Source organism: Streptomyces sp. NPDC057302 (genome assembly GCF_042667685.1).
Taxonomy (GTDB): domain Bacteria; phylum Actinomycetota; class Actinomycetes; order Streptomycetales; family Streptomycetaceae; genus Streptomyces.
The window spans coordinates 81157-96091 of record NZ_JBHUZJ010000008.1 but is presented as its reverse complement, the minus strand read 5'-3'; the positions used below and the strand labels follow the sequence as shown (position 1 = coordinate 96091).

General features: G+C 69.6%; 13 protein-coding genes. 9 read left to right on the top strand and 4 right to left on the bottom strand.

The features are described from left to right. Positions 1-11 precede the first annotated feature (11 nt). The 4 genes from ACFUPX_RS08890 (at position 12) to ACFUPX_RS08875 (ending at position 5679) form a co-directional block, all read left to right on the top strand. Complete coding sequence (locus tag ACFUPX_RS08890) at positions 12-1241, top strand: ATP-grasp domain-containing protein (RefSeq protein WP_383318325.1); 1230 nt, start codon at positions 12-14, stop codon at positions 1239-1241. After that, complete coding sequence (locus tag ACFUPX_RS08885; protein ID WP_383318321.1) at positions 1238-3232, top strand: OPT family oligopeptide transporter; 1995 nt, start codon at positions 1238-1240, stop codon at positions 3230-3232. The genes ACFUPX_RS08890 and ACFUPX_RS08885 overlap by 4 nt, the downstream gene beginning before the upstream one ends. 38 nt (positions 3233-3270) lie before the next feature. Then, positions 3271-4143, top strand: coding sequence for an urea carboxylase-associated family protein (locus ACFUPX_RS08880; RefSeq protein ID WP_383318318.1), 873 nt, complete (start codon positions 3271-3273; stop codon positions 4141-4143). A 330-nt stretch (positions 4144-4473) separates the two neighbouring features. Further along, positions 4474-5679 carry a cytochrome P450 gene (locus tag ACFUPX_RS08875; protein WP_383318315.1) on the top strand — a complete coding sequence of 402 codons (1206 nt, stop codon included), beginning with the start codon at positions 4474-4476 and terminating at the stop codon, positions 5677-5679. Here ACFUPX_RS08875 and ACFUPX_RS08870 read toward each other — a convergent pair. Further along, positions 5642-6136, bottom strand: coding sequence for a MarR family winged helix-turn-helix transcriptional regulator (locus ACFUPX_RS08870; protein ID WP_383318312.1), 495 nt, complete (start codon positions 6134-6136; stop codon positions 5642-5644). The genes ACFUPX_RS08875 and ACFUPX_RS08870 overlap by 38 nt on opposite strands. Before the next feature lie 30 nt (positions 6137-6166). On the opposite strand from ACFUPX_RS08870, the gene ACFUPX_RS08865 reads away from it, so the two are divergent. Next, a complete protein-coding gene (locus ACFUPX_RS08865) occupies positions 6167-7402 on the top strand; it encodes a GNAT family N-acetyltransferase (protein ID WP_383318309.1) in 1236 nt (411 codons plus the stop codon). 359 nt (positions 7403-7761) lie between these two features. Here the strand turns inward: ACFUPX_RS08865 and ACFUPX_RS08860 are convergent, their stop codons facing one another. Beyond that, positions 7762-8880, bottom strand: a complete 1119-nt coding sequence (locus ACFUPX_RS08860) for a serine hydrolase domain-containing protein (RefSeq protein ID WP_383318306.1) — start codon at positions 8878-8880, stop codon at positions 7762-7764. Positions 8881-9049: 169 nt separating this feature from the next. Between ACFUPX_RS08860 and ACFUPX_RS08855 the strand changes: the two genes are divergently transcribed. Then, positions 9050-9709 (top strand): TetR/AcrR family transcriptional regulator, encoded by a 660-nt coding sequence (locus ACFUPX_RS08855; protein WP_383318303.1) that lies wholly within the window; start codon positions 9050-9052, stop codon positions 9707-9709. Positions 9710-9781: 72 nt separating this feature from the next. Here the strand turns inward: ACFUPX_RS08855 and ACFUPX_RS08850 are convergent, their stop codons facing one another. After that, entirely contained in the window at positions 9782-10522 is a 741-nt protein-coding gene (locus tag ACFUPX_RS08850; RefSeq protein WP_383318300.1) for a class I SAM-dependent methyltransferase, read from the bottom strand. Between the two features lie 300 nt (positions 10523-10822). Next, the gene (locus ACFUPX_RS08845; protein ID WP_383318297.1) at positions 10823-11380 is read right to left on the bottom strand and encodes a TetR/AcrR family transcriptional regulator; all 558 of its coding nucleotides are present in this window, start codon (positions 11378-11380) and stop codon (positions 10823-10825) included. Positions 11381-11487: 107 nt separating this feature from the next. Here ACFUPX_RS08845 and ACFUPX_RS08840 point away from each other — a divergent pair, with 107 nt between their 5' ends. The 3 genes from ACFUPX_RS08840 (at position 11488) to ACFUPX_RS08830 (ending at position 14921) form a co-directional block, all read left to right on the top strand. Next, positions 11488-12399 (top strand): NmrA/HSCARG family protein, encoded by a 912-nt coding sequence (locus tag ACFUPX_RS08840; RefSeq protein WP_383318294.1) that lies wholly within the window; start codon positions 11488-11490, stop codon positions 12397-12399. Positions 12400-12718: 319 nt separating this feature from the next. Next, positions 12719-13687, top strand: coding sequence for a hypothetical protein (locus tag ACFUPX_RS08835; RefSeq protein ID WP_383318292.1), 969 nt, complete (start codon positions 12719-12721; stop codon positions 13685-13687). 151 nt (positions 13688-13838) lie between these two features. Next, positions 13839-14921, top strand: coding sequence for an LLM class flavin-dependent oxidoreductase (locus ACFUPX_RS08830; protein WP_383318289.1), 1083 nt, complete (start codon positions 13839-13841; stop codon positions 14919-14921). The last annotated feature ends 14 nt before the right edge of the window (positions 14922-14935 follow it).

Below are 14935 nucleotides of genomic sequence, written 5' to 3'. Positions count from 1 at the left end.
AGGAAGGGCCCATGCCCGTGCCAGGACAGGCCATCGCCATCGTGGACCCGGTGTCGGGGGCGGTGCCATACGGCGCAGAGACGACGGCCATGGGGCTGCGGCCGCTCGCCGTCATGACCCAGGAGTTCCGCACTCCGTACGTCGCCGACTCGTTCCTCGGGAACACCTTCAGCGAGATCCACCGCCACACATCGGTGGCCGACACTCTCGCCTTCCTCAAGGACCGGGGGGTCGCCGCCGTCGTCCCGGGCACCCAGACCGCCCTGGACGTCACCGACCTGCTCGCCGAGGGACTGGGGCTCATCGGCAACCCCGTGGCGAGCATCCGGGCACGTACGGACAAGCGGGTCATGAAGGAGTACTGGCGGGAGCACGGAGTGGCCTGCGCCGACCACATGGAGTCCACCAGCCTGCCCGCCGTGCTCTCCTGGGCGGAGGCGACGGGCTATCCGATCGTCCTCAAGCCCCCTGCCTCCTCCGGGGCCTCGCACGTCTATGTCTGCACCGACGAGCGTGAGGTGGCCGGGGCTTTTCGCACCATCCTCGACTCCCCCGATCTCTACGACCGCACGCCCGATGCCGTGCTGGCCGAGGAGTATCTGGACGGCGACGAGTACTTCATGAACCTGCTGCACGACGGCACCCCCGAGGCCGCCCTCGTGTCGGTTGCCCGCTACGAGAAGATCCAGCGGGACGGCCACCCCAGCATCTACCGCACCTTCAAGTCACTGCCCCTGGACGACCCGTTGGCGCAGGATGTGCTGCCCTATATCCGGTCGGTGAACAGCGCGATCGGTGTGCGGTACGGCATCAACGACACCGAGTTCAAGATGACCTCTCGCGGCCCCCGGGTCATCGAGGTCAACAACCGGCTCCCCGGCGCCAGTACCCCGTTGATGATCCAGAAGTGCTCCGGTCTCAACACCTTCCAGGACAGCGTCCGCATCTTCCTCGGCGCATACACCCGGCCGCCCGAGTACCGCTTCCACCGGCACTACTGCGTCTGCTGCCTGATCAACCACCGGCCCGGCCGGGTCCTCGGCCACCAGGGCGCGGCGGAGGTCGCGAAGCTGCCCTCGTACGACGGCCACCGGATGATCGCGAAGGTCGGCGCGCACTGGCCGGTCACCCGGGACATGGTCACGGCCTGGGGTCTGGTCCGCCTCGTACACGAAGACCCGGCGCAGCTGGACCGGGACGCGGAGGCGGTGCACGCCCTGATGCGGCTGCGTGTCGAGTGAAAGCCGACCGGGGCACGCGCGAACCCGCGGAGCTGACACTCATGGCGGTCGCTCTCGGCTTCGCCATCGGACTCGCCCTGACGGGGGCGATCACCTATCTCGCCCTCTACTCCGGTCTGGCCGTGTCCGCCGCGATTCCCGCCGCTCTCATCTGCACGGGTGTCATCCGGGTGGTACGACGCCGAACGACCCTCCTGGAGAACAACCTCGCCCAGACCATCGCGTCCTCGGGAGAGGCGCTTGCCGTGGGCGTCGTCTTCACCGCTCCCGCACTCGTCCTGAGCGGAGTCCGCCAGGACCTCGACTACTGGGAGGTGAGCCTGGCGGCCGTGCTCGGCGGCGTGTTCGGCGTGCTGTGTGTGATCCCGCTGCGGCGTTCGCTGACACGCCTCTCTCCCGAGCTGCGCTTTCCCGAGAGCGAGGCCAGCGCCAAGGTCTCACGGGCCGGGGCGGCGGGCCGCCACAGTCTGCGCCCGGCCATGCTCGCCGTCCTCGGCGGCGCGGTGTTCAAGGCACTGCAGAGCTTCGCCGGCGTCGTCGTCGGCACGGTGGAAGGGGCGGCCAGGATCGGCGGCCGGGTCTTCTACGGCGGGATCGACCTGTCACTGGCGCTGGTGGGCGTCGGCCTCATCGTGGAACTGCGGTTCGCCTCCCTCCTGTTGATGGGCGGCACGCTGTCCTGGCTGGTCGCCATTCCGCTGGTCGCCGACCCCGCCGGCGTACCGCACACGGAACTGGTCGGGCTCGCCCGGCAGACCTGGAGCTCCGACATCCGGTTCGTCGGCATCGGCGCCATGATCGTCGGCGGCTGCTGGTCGATCGTGCAGGCCAGGACATCGATCGGACTCGGTGTCAGAGCCGGTTTCGCGGGCCTTCGCCCGGCCCGTGACAGGGTACGGGAGCGCACGGACACCGATCTGCCGATGGGAGCCGTACTGACGGGAATCGCGCTGACCACGCTCGCCACCTTTGTGTTCCTCTGGTGGGCGGTGGGCTCCCCGTCACTGGCCCTGGCCACGGCCATCGTCATCCTGGTGCTCGTCTTCGCCTTCGCCGCGGTCTCCGGCTACATCGTCGGCCAGTTGGGCAGCTCCAACAATCCGATCTCCGGGATGGCCATCAGCGCCTTCTTCCTTTTCACCCTCGTGTTCGTGGTGGCCAGAGCCGATCTCGACGCCCGCCTCGCCCTGTGCGCGCTGCTGACCTCCGTGTTCGTCTGCACGGCGACGGCAACGGCGGGTGATACCGCCCAACACCTGGCCACGGGAGCCATGTTGGGGGCGACACCGCGACGACAGCAGCTCGCCCAGCTCCTGGGGGTCGTCGCCTTTGCCTTCGTCGTCGCGCCGATCGTGGTGCTGCTGCAGCGCGGCTACGGCATCGGCACCACGGACCCCGACGCCCTCAAGGCACCGCAGTCGGCCATCTTCGCGCACCTGGCCAACGGGGTCTTCGACGCGGGCCACTTCCCGCAGCGGATGCTGTGGACCGGCGTCGCCATCGGGGCCGCACTCGTCGTCGCGGACTGGGTGCTCAAGCGGTACGGCAGCTCGTTCCGGCTCTTCGTCATGCCCATCGCCATCGGGATGTATCTGCCCTTCAGCCTCTCCGTGCCGCTGTTCGTCGGTGGTCTGCTCGGCTTCTTCCTGCGGCGGGCAGCGCGACGGCGGGCCGATCGCGGTCCCGGTGGCGATAGGGGATCTGGTGGCGAGGCGCCGTCACCGGACCGCGCCGCGAAGGCGTCCCGCGACCGCGCCGTGCTGCTCAGTTCGGGCATCATCACCGGCGAATCCCTGGTCGGCCTGTTGGCCGCGGTGCCCAACTGGGCGGGCTGGGACGTACCTTGGACGTCCCCCGACACTCCGCTGCTCTCACTCGCGGTATTCGGTCTGTGTCTGGCGGCGGTCTTCTCCTACTCACAGCGAGCCGCGACGGCCACCGCTCAGTCTGAGTCCGCGCCGCCGCCCGCCGAAGACTCCCTCGGCACGTGACTCTTCCCGCACCTGACTTGGAGAGAGGACAACATCCCATGGGTACTCCCCCGGCGGCCTACCCGGCGCACCCCGGCAGCAGCACCGACATCGACAAGGCCTTCTACGACAGCCTCGCCCAGGACGTTCGGGACCATCGTCGGCCGGTACGAGAACTGGAGGTGCCCATTCGCTCCGGCCGGGCCTGGGAGGTACCGGCAGGCCACGTCTGCCGCATCCTCACCGTACAGGGGCCACAGGTCGGCGACCTCAACCTGTGGCATCGGGACAATCCGCGCGAACGGTTCTGGGCCGCTCGAACCCGCCAGCTGCAACGCGCGCATGTCTCCCGGTACGACCGGCTGTGGTCGACGCTGCCGTATCTGCGGCCCATGGCCACGATCACGCACGACACCCTGGAGTCCTACGGCCAGGACGCCGAAGGCGGTCGCGTACACGATCTGCTCGGCACCCGCTGCGATCCCTATGTGAACCGGATGCTGGGCGGCGGGGACTTCGACTACCAGTGTCACTCCAATCTCGTGCGCGCCGTACTGCCGTACGGGCTGACCGAGTTCGACGTCCACGACGTACTGAACGTCTTCCAGTGCACGGGCCTCAACGACGAGGACCGCTACTTCATGAAGGCATGCCCCGCACGGCCCGGCGACTTCTTCGAGTTCTTCGCCGAGATCGACCTGCTGTGCGCGCTGTCCACCTGCCCGGGCGGGGATCTGTCGATCCCGCTGTGGGGGCCGGGCGCCCGTGATGCCGTCGAGGTGTGCCATCCGCTGGGAGTGGAGATCTACGCGCCCGATCCGGCACTCACGAAGAAGTGGAAGTCCCCACAACCCGCCGCCTATCGACGGGTCCACGGGCTGCGCGCCCCGGAGTGGGGCGACGCTGACGCTTCGCCTTTGGAGGGCAACTGATCTGGTCCTGGCCGACCAGGCCGGGCCGGGCCGGGACCCGCGATCCCTGGAAACGGACGCCCTCCCAAGGATCGCGCGGCGCAACAGTGCGTGGGCGCCGGGGAGGTAGCGCTGACGGCTGCCTCGCACCACGGGGTGCTCGAAGCCGAGGACTTGGGCCCAAGGGGCAAACCCCTGGCGCGTGAGCGTCTCATCCGTTTTCGGCGGACAGAGCGGCGTATGGGTAGTGCCGCCTTCGGCGACCGAAGTGGGGAGCACTCCCCGCTTCATGTTACGGTCATCTCGACGTGTAAACGGGGAGTGATCCCCACTTCTGTCCGGGAGCCGTCCATGCGCACCCAGCGCCCCACCGTTCAACTCGCCACCCTCACCGACGACTTCACAGCCGACCCCTACTCCGCCTTCACCGCACTGCGCTCGCAGGGGCCGGTCCACCACGTGCGCTTCCCCACCGGGGACGAAGCGTGGCTGGTGGTCGGGCACGCGGAAGCGCGCACCGCGTTCGTCGACCCAAGGCTGCGCAATGACGTGCGGCACTCCGCCGACTTCAAGGACGACGGGCTCTACTCCGTGGGCAGCAACATGCTCCAGGTCGATCCGCCCGACCACACCCGCCTGCGGACGCTGGTGGCCCGCGAGTTCACCGCGCGTCGCGTCCAGGCGCTGCGGCCCCGCGTTCAGGAGGCGGCCGATGCGCTGCTGGACGCCGTGGCCGCCGACGGCCGTGCCGACCTGGTGGCCGCGTACGCCTATCCGCTGCCGCTCACCATCATCTGTGAACTGCTCGGCGTGCCAGAAGCGGACCGTGGCGCCTTCCGGGAGTGGTCGACGAAGGTCGTCTCCCTCGACGATGCGGAGCAGTCCGCCCGCGCCTCGCAAGAAATGGCCGTCTACCTGGCGGGGCTCGCAGAGGAGAAGCGGCGGCTGCCGGACGCGGCGGAGAGCGACTTGCTGCACGCCCTGGTCCGCGCCCACGACGGGGACGGCGGGGACCGCCTCGCTCCGGAGGAACTGCTCGGCATGGCTTTCCTGCTGCTGGTCGCAGGGCACGAGACCACCGTCAACCTCATCGCAAGCGCCGTCCATCTGCTGCTCAGCCATCCCGAGCAGCTCGCCGCGCTCCGCGCCGACCCCGAGTTGCTGCAGGGCGCCGTGGAAGAGACGCTCCGTGTCGAGTCGCCCGCGCCCGCGGGGACTTACCGCTATGCCGCCGAACCGATCGACCTCGGCGGCGTACGGATACCGGCGGGCGCCCGCGTCGTTCTCTCCATCGCCGCGGCGAACCGTGACCCCGAGCGCTTCCCCTCCCCCGACCGGTTCGACATCCGCCGCGATCCGGCCGCGACCCGCGCCCACCTCGCCTTCGGGCACGGCCTGCACCACTGCCTGGGCGCCCCGCTGGCCCGCCTGGAGGCAACCATGGCCCTGCGCATCCTGCTGGACCGCTTCCCCCGCCTGGCCTTCGACGGTGACGGCACGCCACAGTGGCGCACCAGCCTCATGCGGAGTCTGCGAGAGCTGCCGGTGCGCTGGTAGGCGTGACCAGTTTCTGGGCGATGTCCTCAAGGGCCGTCAGGTCGGCGGGCGTCAGGCGGTCGACGAAGTACCGGCGAACCGATGCGACGTGGGCAGGGGCAGCCTCCGTGAGGCTTTCCAGGCCCTGCTCGGTGAGCAGAAGCAGACAGCCACGGCCGTCGGCGGGGTCAGGTGCGCGTCGGATGAGGCCACGCGTCTCCATTCGGGTGGCGTGGCGCGACAGGCGGCTGCGCGACCAGCCCATCTTGGCGGCCTGCTCATGGAGCGTGCTGGTGTATTCGGGGCGTTCCGACAGGGTGCTCAGCACCTCGTAGTCGGGCTCGGAAAGTCCGGCTGCGGCCAAGTCGCGTGCCGTGCCGGTCTGGACAGCGATCACCATGCGGCGAAAAGCCCGCCAGGCGCGCTCCTCTTCGGGGTCGAGCCAGGCCGGCGTGCCGCCCGACGTTTTCATTGACATGTAATCAAAATAGCAGCTACGTTCGTTTCCATGTCAACGACATCGCCTTCGCCATCGCCATTTCCATCGCCATCGACGCGGATCCTTGTCCTGGTGTGCAGCACGCGCCCCGGCGCCCTGGGCCCAGCGATCGGGACGTGGCTCACCCAAACGCTCACGTCCCGGGCAACACAGCTGCAGGCCGAACTCGTGACCGTCCGCCTGAGCGACCTCGCGCTTCCGTTCCTCGACGAGGAGGAACATCCGTCCTCCGGTATCTACCAGCACGAACACACCCGCCGGTGGAGCGCGATGGTGAGTGCGGCGGACGGCTTCATCGTCGTCACACCGGAGTACAACTACGGAATGCCGGCGACCTTGAAGAACGCCCTGGACTACCTCGGCAGCGAATGGGCGTGGAAGCCGGTCGGTTTCGTCAGCTACGGCAACACCTCGGCCGGCACCCGCGCCGTCCAGCACGCCAAGCAGGTAGCGACCACCTTGCGCCTGGTGCCACTGGGCGCCACAGTCGCGATGCGCATCACCGACGCCACGGCGCACGGCAAGGTGATCCCTGATCCCGCCCGAGACGCCGCGGCGGCCCGCGTACTGGACGAACTCGTCCAAGTCACCCACGCGCTGCGGCCGTTGCGCGAGGCGGCCCGAGCCGGATCGACGCCCGGACCGCTGCCCGGGTCCTACACAAGACAGCTGCTCCCTCAGGACGCACCCGAGGTCACGGTGTTGCAGCGCTGCTGCTGGGTGGATGAGGCACTCGCCAACAACACCCTGACCGTGCCGGCCCTGCACGAGTCACCGGACCAGGTCCGCGCATGGCTGAGGGAGTGGCACACCACCGGCCTGTGGCGCAACGGTCGGCTGCTCGCACTGGTGCGAGCACGCCGCGTCGGCACCGACTGGCACATAGGCCGCCTGGGGGTGGCACCCGACCTGCGCGGTCACGGCCTGGCCCGCCGGCTCCTGCACATCGCCGAGCGCGCCGCCCCGCCGGAATGCCGCCGCATCGTGCTGTCCACCGGCTCCCACAGCCACCGCAACATCGCGTTCTACGAGAACGCGGGGTATCGCCCGATCCAGCCGACCGAAGACGACGGAACCATCACCCTCGTCAAAAGTGCCGCCGAGCCGCAGTGCTCCACCTCAGCACGCGGTGACGCAGGGACGGGCGACCTCATCGCCGGGCGCAATGAGGCTCAAGCCGTGGATGGCGCGGGGCAGTTGGGGGCGTCAGCCTTGGCCGAGACCACGCACGGAAGCGGACAGTGAGCGCACACGACGACGGGCACACCATCGCGGGCTGGGCCGGAGCACTGGTCGCCACGGCCGCAGCACTGGCCATCGGCGTGGGAATCAGCGGCTGACGCCCGGGGCTCTGGCTAGGTCTGGCCTCCCTGGTGGGGTAGGTCCTGCTGACGTGGAGCCTGCCCCTGGCGGGCTGGGGCAAGCCGCCAGGGATGCGCCCTCATGACCAGCGCGCGGTTATGACACGAGACAGAAGCGCACGCCACGGCCACCCCAAGTGCCTCGCCTGCCTGGATGCAGCGCAGCCTGGCTGGTGGGCCGCGACGACAGTAGAGGCGGCGCCGTACAACGGACGCACATGTCCGGGAACCACCCCGGCCCGGTCAGCCGTACATCGCCACCCGATACAGAGCCTCGAGCGCGTCGTCGATGGGGTGGGGCTGGGGCTTGCCGGAGGAGTCGAACCTGTTCCACCTCTGCAGGTTCACCGCGACCGCCATCTGGCGCTTGCCGTCGGCGCGGGTCATGGCCAGCGCTCCACCACCCCAGACCGTGCCGCCGTGGCCCCAGAAGGTGCCCTGCCCGGGACCCTCCATCGGGTACAGGCCGAGGCCATAGTCGATCGTCTTTCCCTCTTGGGAGACGACTGTGACAGTGCGCTGCATCTGCGCCAGCGACGACAGGCTGATGATCTTCCCGGCCAGCAGCAGGCCGAAGAAGCGGTTGAGGTCCGCGACGGTCGATATCAGCGAGGCCGACGGCCCCGCGTACGACATGTCGAAGACGCTGTAGTCGCGCGGCGGGTCGATCATGCCGAACCACGCCTCGTAGAGCTGCGAGTGCGGCCCGTTGATGTGCGGTCCGGTGGGGAATTCGGTGTCCCGGAGCCCGGCGCGCTCGATGACGTTCCGGGTGATGCACAGCTCGGCCGTTGTGCCGCTCACCTCCTCCAGGAGTTGGGCGAGCAGAAGGTAGTTGGTGTTGGAGTACAGCCCCGGAGTGCCGCCCGGGGCGGCGAAGGCCGGTGCGGTGACCCCCATCTCGATCAGTTCGGCGGGATCGAACCGCGTGTACCGGTGGTCGTCCAGGCTCTGGGGCCTGGTGTCCGCGAGTACGGGGAACGACTTGAGGGACGGGTAGGCGTACGGGAGGTACTCGGCGAGGCCGCTGGTGTGGTTGATCAGCATCCGGACCGTGATCGCGTTGCCGCGTTCTCCGGGAACCAGCTTCGGCAGGTACTGACCGATCGGGGTGTCGAGGCCGATCCGACCGCTCTCGACCTGCTGCAGGACCGCTGCGGCGGTGAAGGTCTTCGTGACGCTGCCGACGCGGTGCCGCATGTCCGCGGTGACGGGGCGGCCGGTGGCGACATCGGCGACTCCGGCGGCGCCGCGCCAGACCTGGTCGCCGTCTCGCACCTCGGCGAACAGGCCCGGCACTCCGGCGTGGTGGACGTTTTCGATGGCGGCGTGCAGCGCCGCGGAATCCAGTGGGTTCTTCACGACATGCGTCCTTTCGTGTTCCGGGGAGGGCTCCGCATCGGTTGCCTGACCCGGACAACAGGGCACGAGTGGCATGCCGGCCCGTCCGGCATACTCATGTCCTCATTATGCACGCGGTGCGTGCAACACCAAGTGCACGGGTAGGATGAGATCCGGCGAGAGGAGCAAGATGGCAGGCCGAAGGCGTTGGTCAACCGAAGAGATCCTGGACGCGGCGGCGGAGTTGCTGCGCACGAGCGACGCGGATTCGTTCAGCGTGCGCAAGCTGGCAGCGGCCCTCGGGACCGATTCCTCCAGCCTCTACCGGCACTTCCGCAGCAAGACAGAACTACTGCGCGCGGTCGCCGACCGGATTCTCCTGGCTTCCATGGACGGCTACCGCGCCGAGGGCGACTGGAAGCAGCGCATCACGTCCCTGGCCCTTCGCGTGCGGGAGGCGTTCGGTCAGCAGCCCCAGCTCGCCGCGGTCTGGGGACGCTACGCGTCGGGCGGCGCCGGTTCCCGGCTGATCGTGGAAGAGGTGCTGCAGGCCCTGCGCGTGTCGGGACTGCCCGACGAGGAGATCCCGGCGCGCTACCACCGGCTCGCGGTCCTCATCGCCGCACTGGTCGCCTCCGAGGCCGGGGTCAGCACCATCACGTCGGACGAGTACGAACAAGGCATGGAGCTGTTCCGCGTCACAGTGCTCGGCGCCGATCCCGAACGCTTCCCCGCCCTGGCCCACTTCGCCCGCGACGTCCGCCCCCTCGGAGTGGATCGCCGCGCCGCGTTCGAAGAGATCCTCGCCGCCCACCTCGCCCACATCGAGGCCGCGATCGGCCCGGCCTAGCCCTCACGCCTGTCCGGCGAGGGGTTGCCTTCACGTCTCGGCGCGGTGCGGTGCGGTGCGGTGCGGTGGACCCTACGGTTTGTGGGTTACCCAGAGCAGTTCCGCCGGCCAGTGGTGTGCCCAGTCGGGAGGGTCGGTTTCGTTGTAGCCGTTGGGTGTTCCGAGTTCGGGCCGCGGCTCGATGAGGTCGTCGATGACCAGACCCGCGCCGCGCAGGACCTTGACCCAGTCGCCGTAGGTGAGCTGATAGCTGGTCGCGCCGTCGTCTTCGGCGATGGTGTTCAGTCCGAAGTAGTCCTGCCGCAGCGTCGTGGTCACGCGGCCGGCGGCTTCGTCGTAGCAAGCTTCGAACCATGGGCTGGCGACGTTGAACACCAGGCGCCCACCTCGGCCCAAGACGCGTGCGGCCTGCGGCACAGCCACGTGCGGGGGCGCCCAGCTGAGCCCACCGAAGTCGCAGAACACCAGGTCGAAGCTGTCGGCGGCGAAGGGGAGCTGTTCGGCGGCGCCTTGCACCAGCGGGTAGCGGTCAGCTCCCATCGCGCGGGCCGCTGCGGCGAGTTGGGCTTCGGACAGGTCGAGCCCGACCACGGTGGCGCCCTCGGCGGCAAGCGCCCTGGACCACTGTCCGGCGCCGCAGCCGAGTTCGAGGACGCGCTTGCCGGTGACGTCGCCCAGGGCGTGCAGGTGCGCGTCGGGGATGGAGTACATGCCCCACAGCCGGGGTGCGGCGCCGATTTGCGGGTCGTGCTCGTGCTGGTAGGCGCCGCTGATCTGGTTCCAGAGCCGCCGGTTGGCGGGGATGCTGTCCACGTGCCGACTCCAGCACTGCCTGCCCGGAGCGGTCAACACGATTAGGGCACCGGCCGGCCCTCGCCTCGGTCCGGCCCTGGCTCGGCGCACGATCCGCCGGACGAGCGCTAGCCGACCGGCTCGGGTGTATCGGCAAATGAGGCGCCCTCGTTCGACGACAGCGACACGCAGCCGGAGGGCTGTCCGGACCCGCCGTGCCCCGGGGAGGGTGTAGCGCTCTGTTGCCTTGCGACCGACGGGGCCCGGTCAGTGGATGGGTCAGTGGATGAGGGCTGGGCTCATCCCCTGGTCATCCCCTGGTCATCCCCTGGCCATCCCCTGAATGGTGATCTCGAGCAGGTGGTTGGCGTGAGCGAGGGGGGCCGCCTGGTGTTCCGTGGCCAGGGCGATCCCGACGGTCAGCGTGATCAGGTCGTGGAAGGTGAGATCAATTCGGACCGCGCCGTCGTCGATGGCGCGGCGCAACAGCGGGGCGCCTGCGGCTTCCAGGACGGAGCCGCAGGAGTCCGGCGCGGTGTCCGTGCCCGGCGGTTGGTAGGTGAGGGCGTCGGCGAGGCCGCGCGCGGAGACGGCGTAGGCGAGGAGGTCGTGTACCCAGGCAAGCAGTGCCGCGCGGCTGTCCTTCGCGGCGGCGCCGGTACGGGCCTGTTCGGCGAGGGCCTGGATGCGCTCGTGGAACACGGCTTCGAGGAGGACCTGGCGGGTGGGGAAGTGCCGGCGCACGGTCGCCGAGCCGACGCCTGCGGTGCGGGCGATCTGCTCCAGGGAGGCTTCCGCACCGCGGGCGGCCACTTCCGCTTCCGCGACTTCCAGGATGCGGGCGTAGTTGCGGCGTGCGTCCGAGCGCTGACCAGGCATGATTCCCCTTGCTTGCTAAGTGGCGGGCCACGCCATATCGTAACGGAACGCAGAAACGGCGGCCCCCGCCATTTCTGCGTTCCGCGACGTACAAAGGAGATCCGACCATGCCTGACGACGCCCCTGCACCCGTTCTGGTGACCGGCGGCACGGGCCGCCAGGGCGGTGCGACCGTCCGGGCCCTGCTCGCCGGACAGACACCGGTCCGGGCGCTGGTCCGCGACCCGCACACGGACGGAGCCAAAGCCATTCAGGCCCTGGGCGCCGAGCTGATCACCGGTGATCTCACCGACCCGGCCTCGCTGACCCGCGCCACCCAGGGAGCCCGCGCGGTCTTCTCGGTCCAGATGCCGCCGTTCACCGAGGACGGCATCGACTTCGCCGGCGAACTCGCCCAGGCAACCAACCTGATCGAGGCAGCCCGCCGGGCGGGCGTAAGCCAGTTCGTGCAGTCCTCCACCAGCGGGGTCGGCGCACACACCGAGGCACCCGGTTGGGACGAAGGCCGCTGGGCACCCATGCAGCCCTACTTCGAGACCAAGCAGGCAATCCTGGACGCGGTACGACGCGCGGCCTTCCCGCGCTGGACCGTGGTCAAGCCCGCGTTCTTCATGGAGAATCTCCCCGCGCTCGCACCCCACGGGCCCGAAGGCGGCCTTGCGACCGTCGTCAAGCCGGATACGGAACTGGCCCTGGTCGCACGGGAGGACATCGGCGCGGCAGTGGCCCACGCCATCGTCGACCCGGACCGCTTCCACGAAGTCGAGCTGGAACTGGCCAGCGACCGGCTCACCATGAAGCAGATCGCGCTGGTCCTCTCGGAGGTGTGGGGCGTGCCGGTCACCGCCCCGACGATGAGCCTCGACGAGGCGCTCGCGGCGGGCATGCCGAGCTGGGGAGCCGGACACGACTGGAACAACCTCGTCGACCAGCCCGCCCGCCCCGCATACGCCCAGGCCATGGGCATCCCCCTGACCTCCTTCGCCGACTGGGCCCGCACACACCTCGCGGCGGCGTAGTCGGCCCCGTGGCCAAGAGCGCGGCTCCCTCGCCGGGGAACCGGGCCAAGGAGGACAGGCCGTACGGGGGCTGCCGCGTCGTTCGTCGAGCTCCCCGAGGTCGCCGCAGCCTGCCCCCGCCCCCTTCGTTCAAGCCACATTCCTTGCCCCTTGCCTGCTCCACTACCGCACCTGCGCAGGCGGATCGGAACCGGCAAGGGCCACCTGCGGGATGACCACGGGCTCCGCCGTCTGACGGAGGTAGAGGCCCCCTGAAGCTGACGCGTGTCGGCGGGGCGATGCCCAAGGCTGGAGTCCTTGCCGAGGAAGGGGCATCCAGATGGAACGCTGGGAGCGGGTCGGGAGGTTCGCGGGGTACGGGGCGGCCCTTGCGCTGTCACCCTATTTGTTGATCAAGGTGGCGTGGGTTGCCGGCTCTCTGCTGGGCCTGGCACCGATCGGGGAGGGCTTCAGCCTGGCCGGTTGGGTACTCCTCAACACCGTGACCATCGGCATGGCGGGAATCGGGATCGCCTTGGCGCTCGCTCTGGTCCGGCCTTGGGGCATGCGGATACCGGGGTTCCTGGTGGCTTTCTGCGCCTGGACGGGGGCGGGATTCCTGGTGTCGATCCTGCCGTACGCCGTGCTCAGTACGGTGCTCGACGCCGGGCGCGGCCCAGCGGCCGACAGCGGGGGCGATGATCCTTCCATGCCCGGCTGGGAAGGCGCGCTGATCCAGTTCAGCTTCATCGGGATGGGATTGGGGCTGGCCCTCGCGATCCCGTTTTACCTGCGCCGGCGCTGGCCGGAGGCATTCACCCGTCAGGCCGGGGACGCTACGCCCACCGTTCCGAGGTGGGCGGCAGCCCTCGCAGGCACCGTCGGTCTTGTCTGGGCGTACTGGGCGGTCGGCGGCACCCTCGGCATCGCGAGACCTGCCGCACGGGACACCAACTGGTACCTGCTGACGAGCGTTAGCGCGCTCTGGGCCCTCGCCGGTGCCGCCGCCAGCTGGACACTCGCCCGGAAGCGTCCGGTCTGGGTGCCTCATCGGCTGCTGCTGGCGCTCGGCTGGCTGGGATCGGGTTCGCTCTTCGCCTGGAGCGGCTGGAAACTGCCGCTAACCTTGTTCGTCGCCGTGGCTGACCCCGCCGACGTCAAACTGCCGGAGAACCTCGCTGTCGCCCCCGTGTTGCACCTCGCCGCTGTCGTGGCGGGGGTCGGCATGGTGAGAACACTGGTCCGCCCGCGCCCACGCACCGCGCCCAGCGCGATGCTCGTACACGATCCGACGATCGTCCACGAGTAGACCCTGGGTGACACAGACGGCGCAGCCCGCCACTTGAGACGACTGGCCACACCCTGCGACGCTACAAGATCACGCGATTGCGCAACGGCCCTGTGCCGGGGCCTGCCATGCTGAGCAGGTTCGTTTCGATCCTCATATCTTGGAGGTTCAGATGCGTGCAGGCGTCGTTGTCGCCGCGCAGCCCGGTGTGGAGGAACTCGCCGTGCGGGCAGAGGAGTTGGGCTTGCACAGCTTCTGGGTCAACGACACCCCCATGGTCCACGGCGATCCCTTCGTAGCCCTGAGCCTGTGTGCGAAGGCCACCAGCCGCATCAGGCTCGGCATCGGCGTGACCTCACCGGCGCTGCGCTCGGCCCCGGCCGCCGCGAGCGGGCTCGCAAGCCTCAACGCCCTGGCGCCGGGCCGGATCATCTGCGCGGTCGGCACGGGAAACACCGCTCGGCGCACCCTGGGCATGCGGCCGACCACGGCGGCCCGGTTGGAGAACTTCACCGTCGCACTGCAGGACCTCTGCGCCGGACGTTCCACCGAGTACCGCGAAGGTGACCGGGTCCGCGACGTACGGTTCCTCCACGCCGGGGCGCATGTGAACACCGCCGACCCGATCGAGTTCGTCGTGGCCGCACTGCTCGGACCGAAGGCAGCCGCCGTCGCCGGCCGCCGCGGAACCGGCCTCATCTCCTTCGGCCTACTGGACCCCACCGCATGGCACGCGCTGCACGACACCCGCCGCCATGCCGCCGCCCAAGGCACACCCCTCGCCACCGACTCCCACACGGACAACCGGGCGGACTCCTACGTGGTCACCGCCCTCCACCTGCTCGACGAGGGCGAGGACCCCCACGGCGACGCGGCCCGGGACGCGACGGGCCACCTCGTCCTGTCGCTGCTGGCGTTCGCCGCCGATACGGCCGCCGATACGCCCGCCTTCGCCGAGCAACTCGGCCCCGAGGAACGCGAGGCGGTGCGGCGGCTCCTCGACCGGCGCGACACCACCGCCACCGCGCCGGACCGGCACACCAAGCTCTACCCCAACTACCTCGGCCGCATCGCACCGCAGGACCGGGACCTGGTTGTGCCCTCGCTGATGAACACCCTGGCCCTGGTCGGCAGCCGCGACGACCTCCTCGCCCGCATCACCACCCTGGAGCAGGCCGGCGTAGACGAACTCCTCATCCAGCCGGTGATCGACCCGCCCACCGAGATGGCCCTGCTGGCGAAATTCCTCACCTGAGCTGGCCTCCTGCC

Bases quoted from the DNA above. Each gene is read 5' to 3' on its own strand.
- ACFUPX_RS08890 (WP_383318325.1), top strand. From the start codon at position 12: ATGCCCGTGCCAGGACAGGCCATCGCCATCGTGGACCCGGTGTCGGGG.
- ACFUPX_RS08880 (WP_383318318.1), top strand. From the start codon at position 3,271: ATGGGTACTCCCCCGGCGGCCTACCCGGCGCACCCCGGCAGCAGCACC.
- ACFUPX_RS08875 (WP_383318315.1), top strand. From the start codon at position 4,474: ATGCGCACCCAGCGCCCCACCGTTCAACTCGCCACCCTCACCGACGAC.
- ACFUPX_RS08870 (WP_383318312.1), bottom strand. From the start codon at position 6,136: ATGTCAATGAAAACGTCGGGCGGCACGCCGGCCTGGCTCGACCCCGAA.
- ACFUPX_RS08865 (WP_383318309.1), top strand. From the start codon at position 6,167: ATGTCAACGACATCGCCTTCGCCATCGCCATTTCCATCGCCATCGACG.
- ACFUPX_RS08855 (WP_383318303.1), top strand. From the start codon at position 9,050: ATGGCAGGCCGAAGGCGTTGGTCAACCGAAGAGATCCTGGACGCGGCG.
- ACFUPX_RS08845 (WP_383318297.1), bottom strand. From the start codon at position 11,380: ATGCCTGGTCAGCGCTCGGACGCACGCCGCAACTACGCCCGCATCCTG.
- ACFUPX_RS08840 (WP_383318294.1), top strand. From the start codon at position 11,488: ATGCCTGACGACGCCCCTGCACCCGTTCTGGTGACCGGCGGCACGGGC.
- ACFUPX_RS08835 (WP_383318292.1), top strand. From the start codon at position 12,719: ATGGAACGCTGGGAGCGGGTCGGGAGGTTCGCGGGGTACGGGGCGGCC.
- ACFUPX_RS08830 (WP_383318289.1), top strand. From the start codon at position 13,839: ATGCGTGCAGGCGTCGTTGTCGCCGCGCAGCCCGGTGTGGAGGAACTC.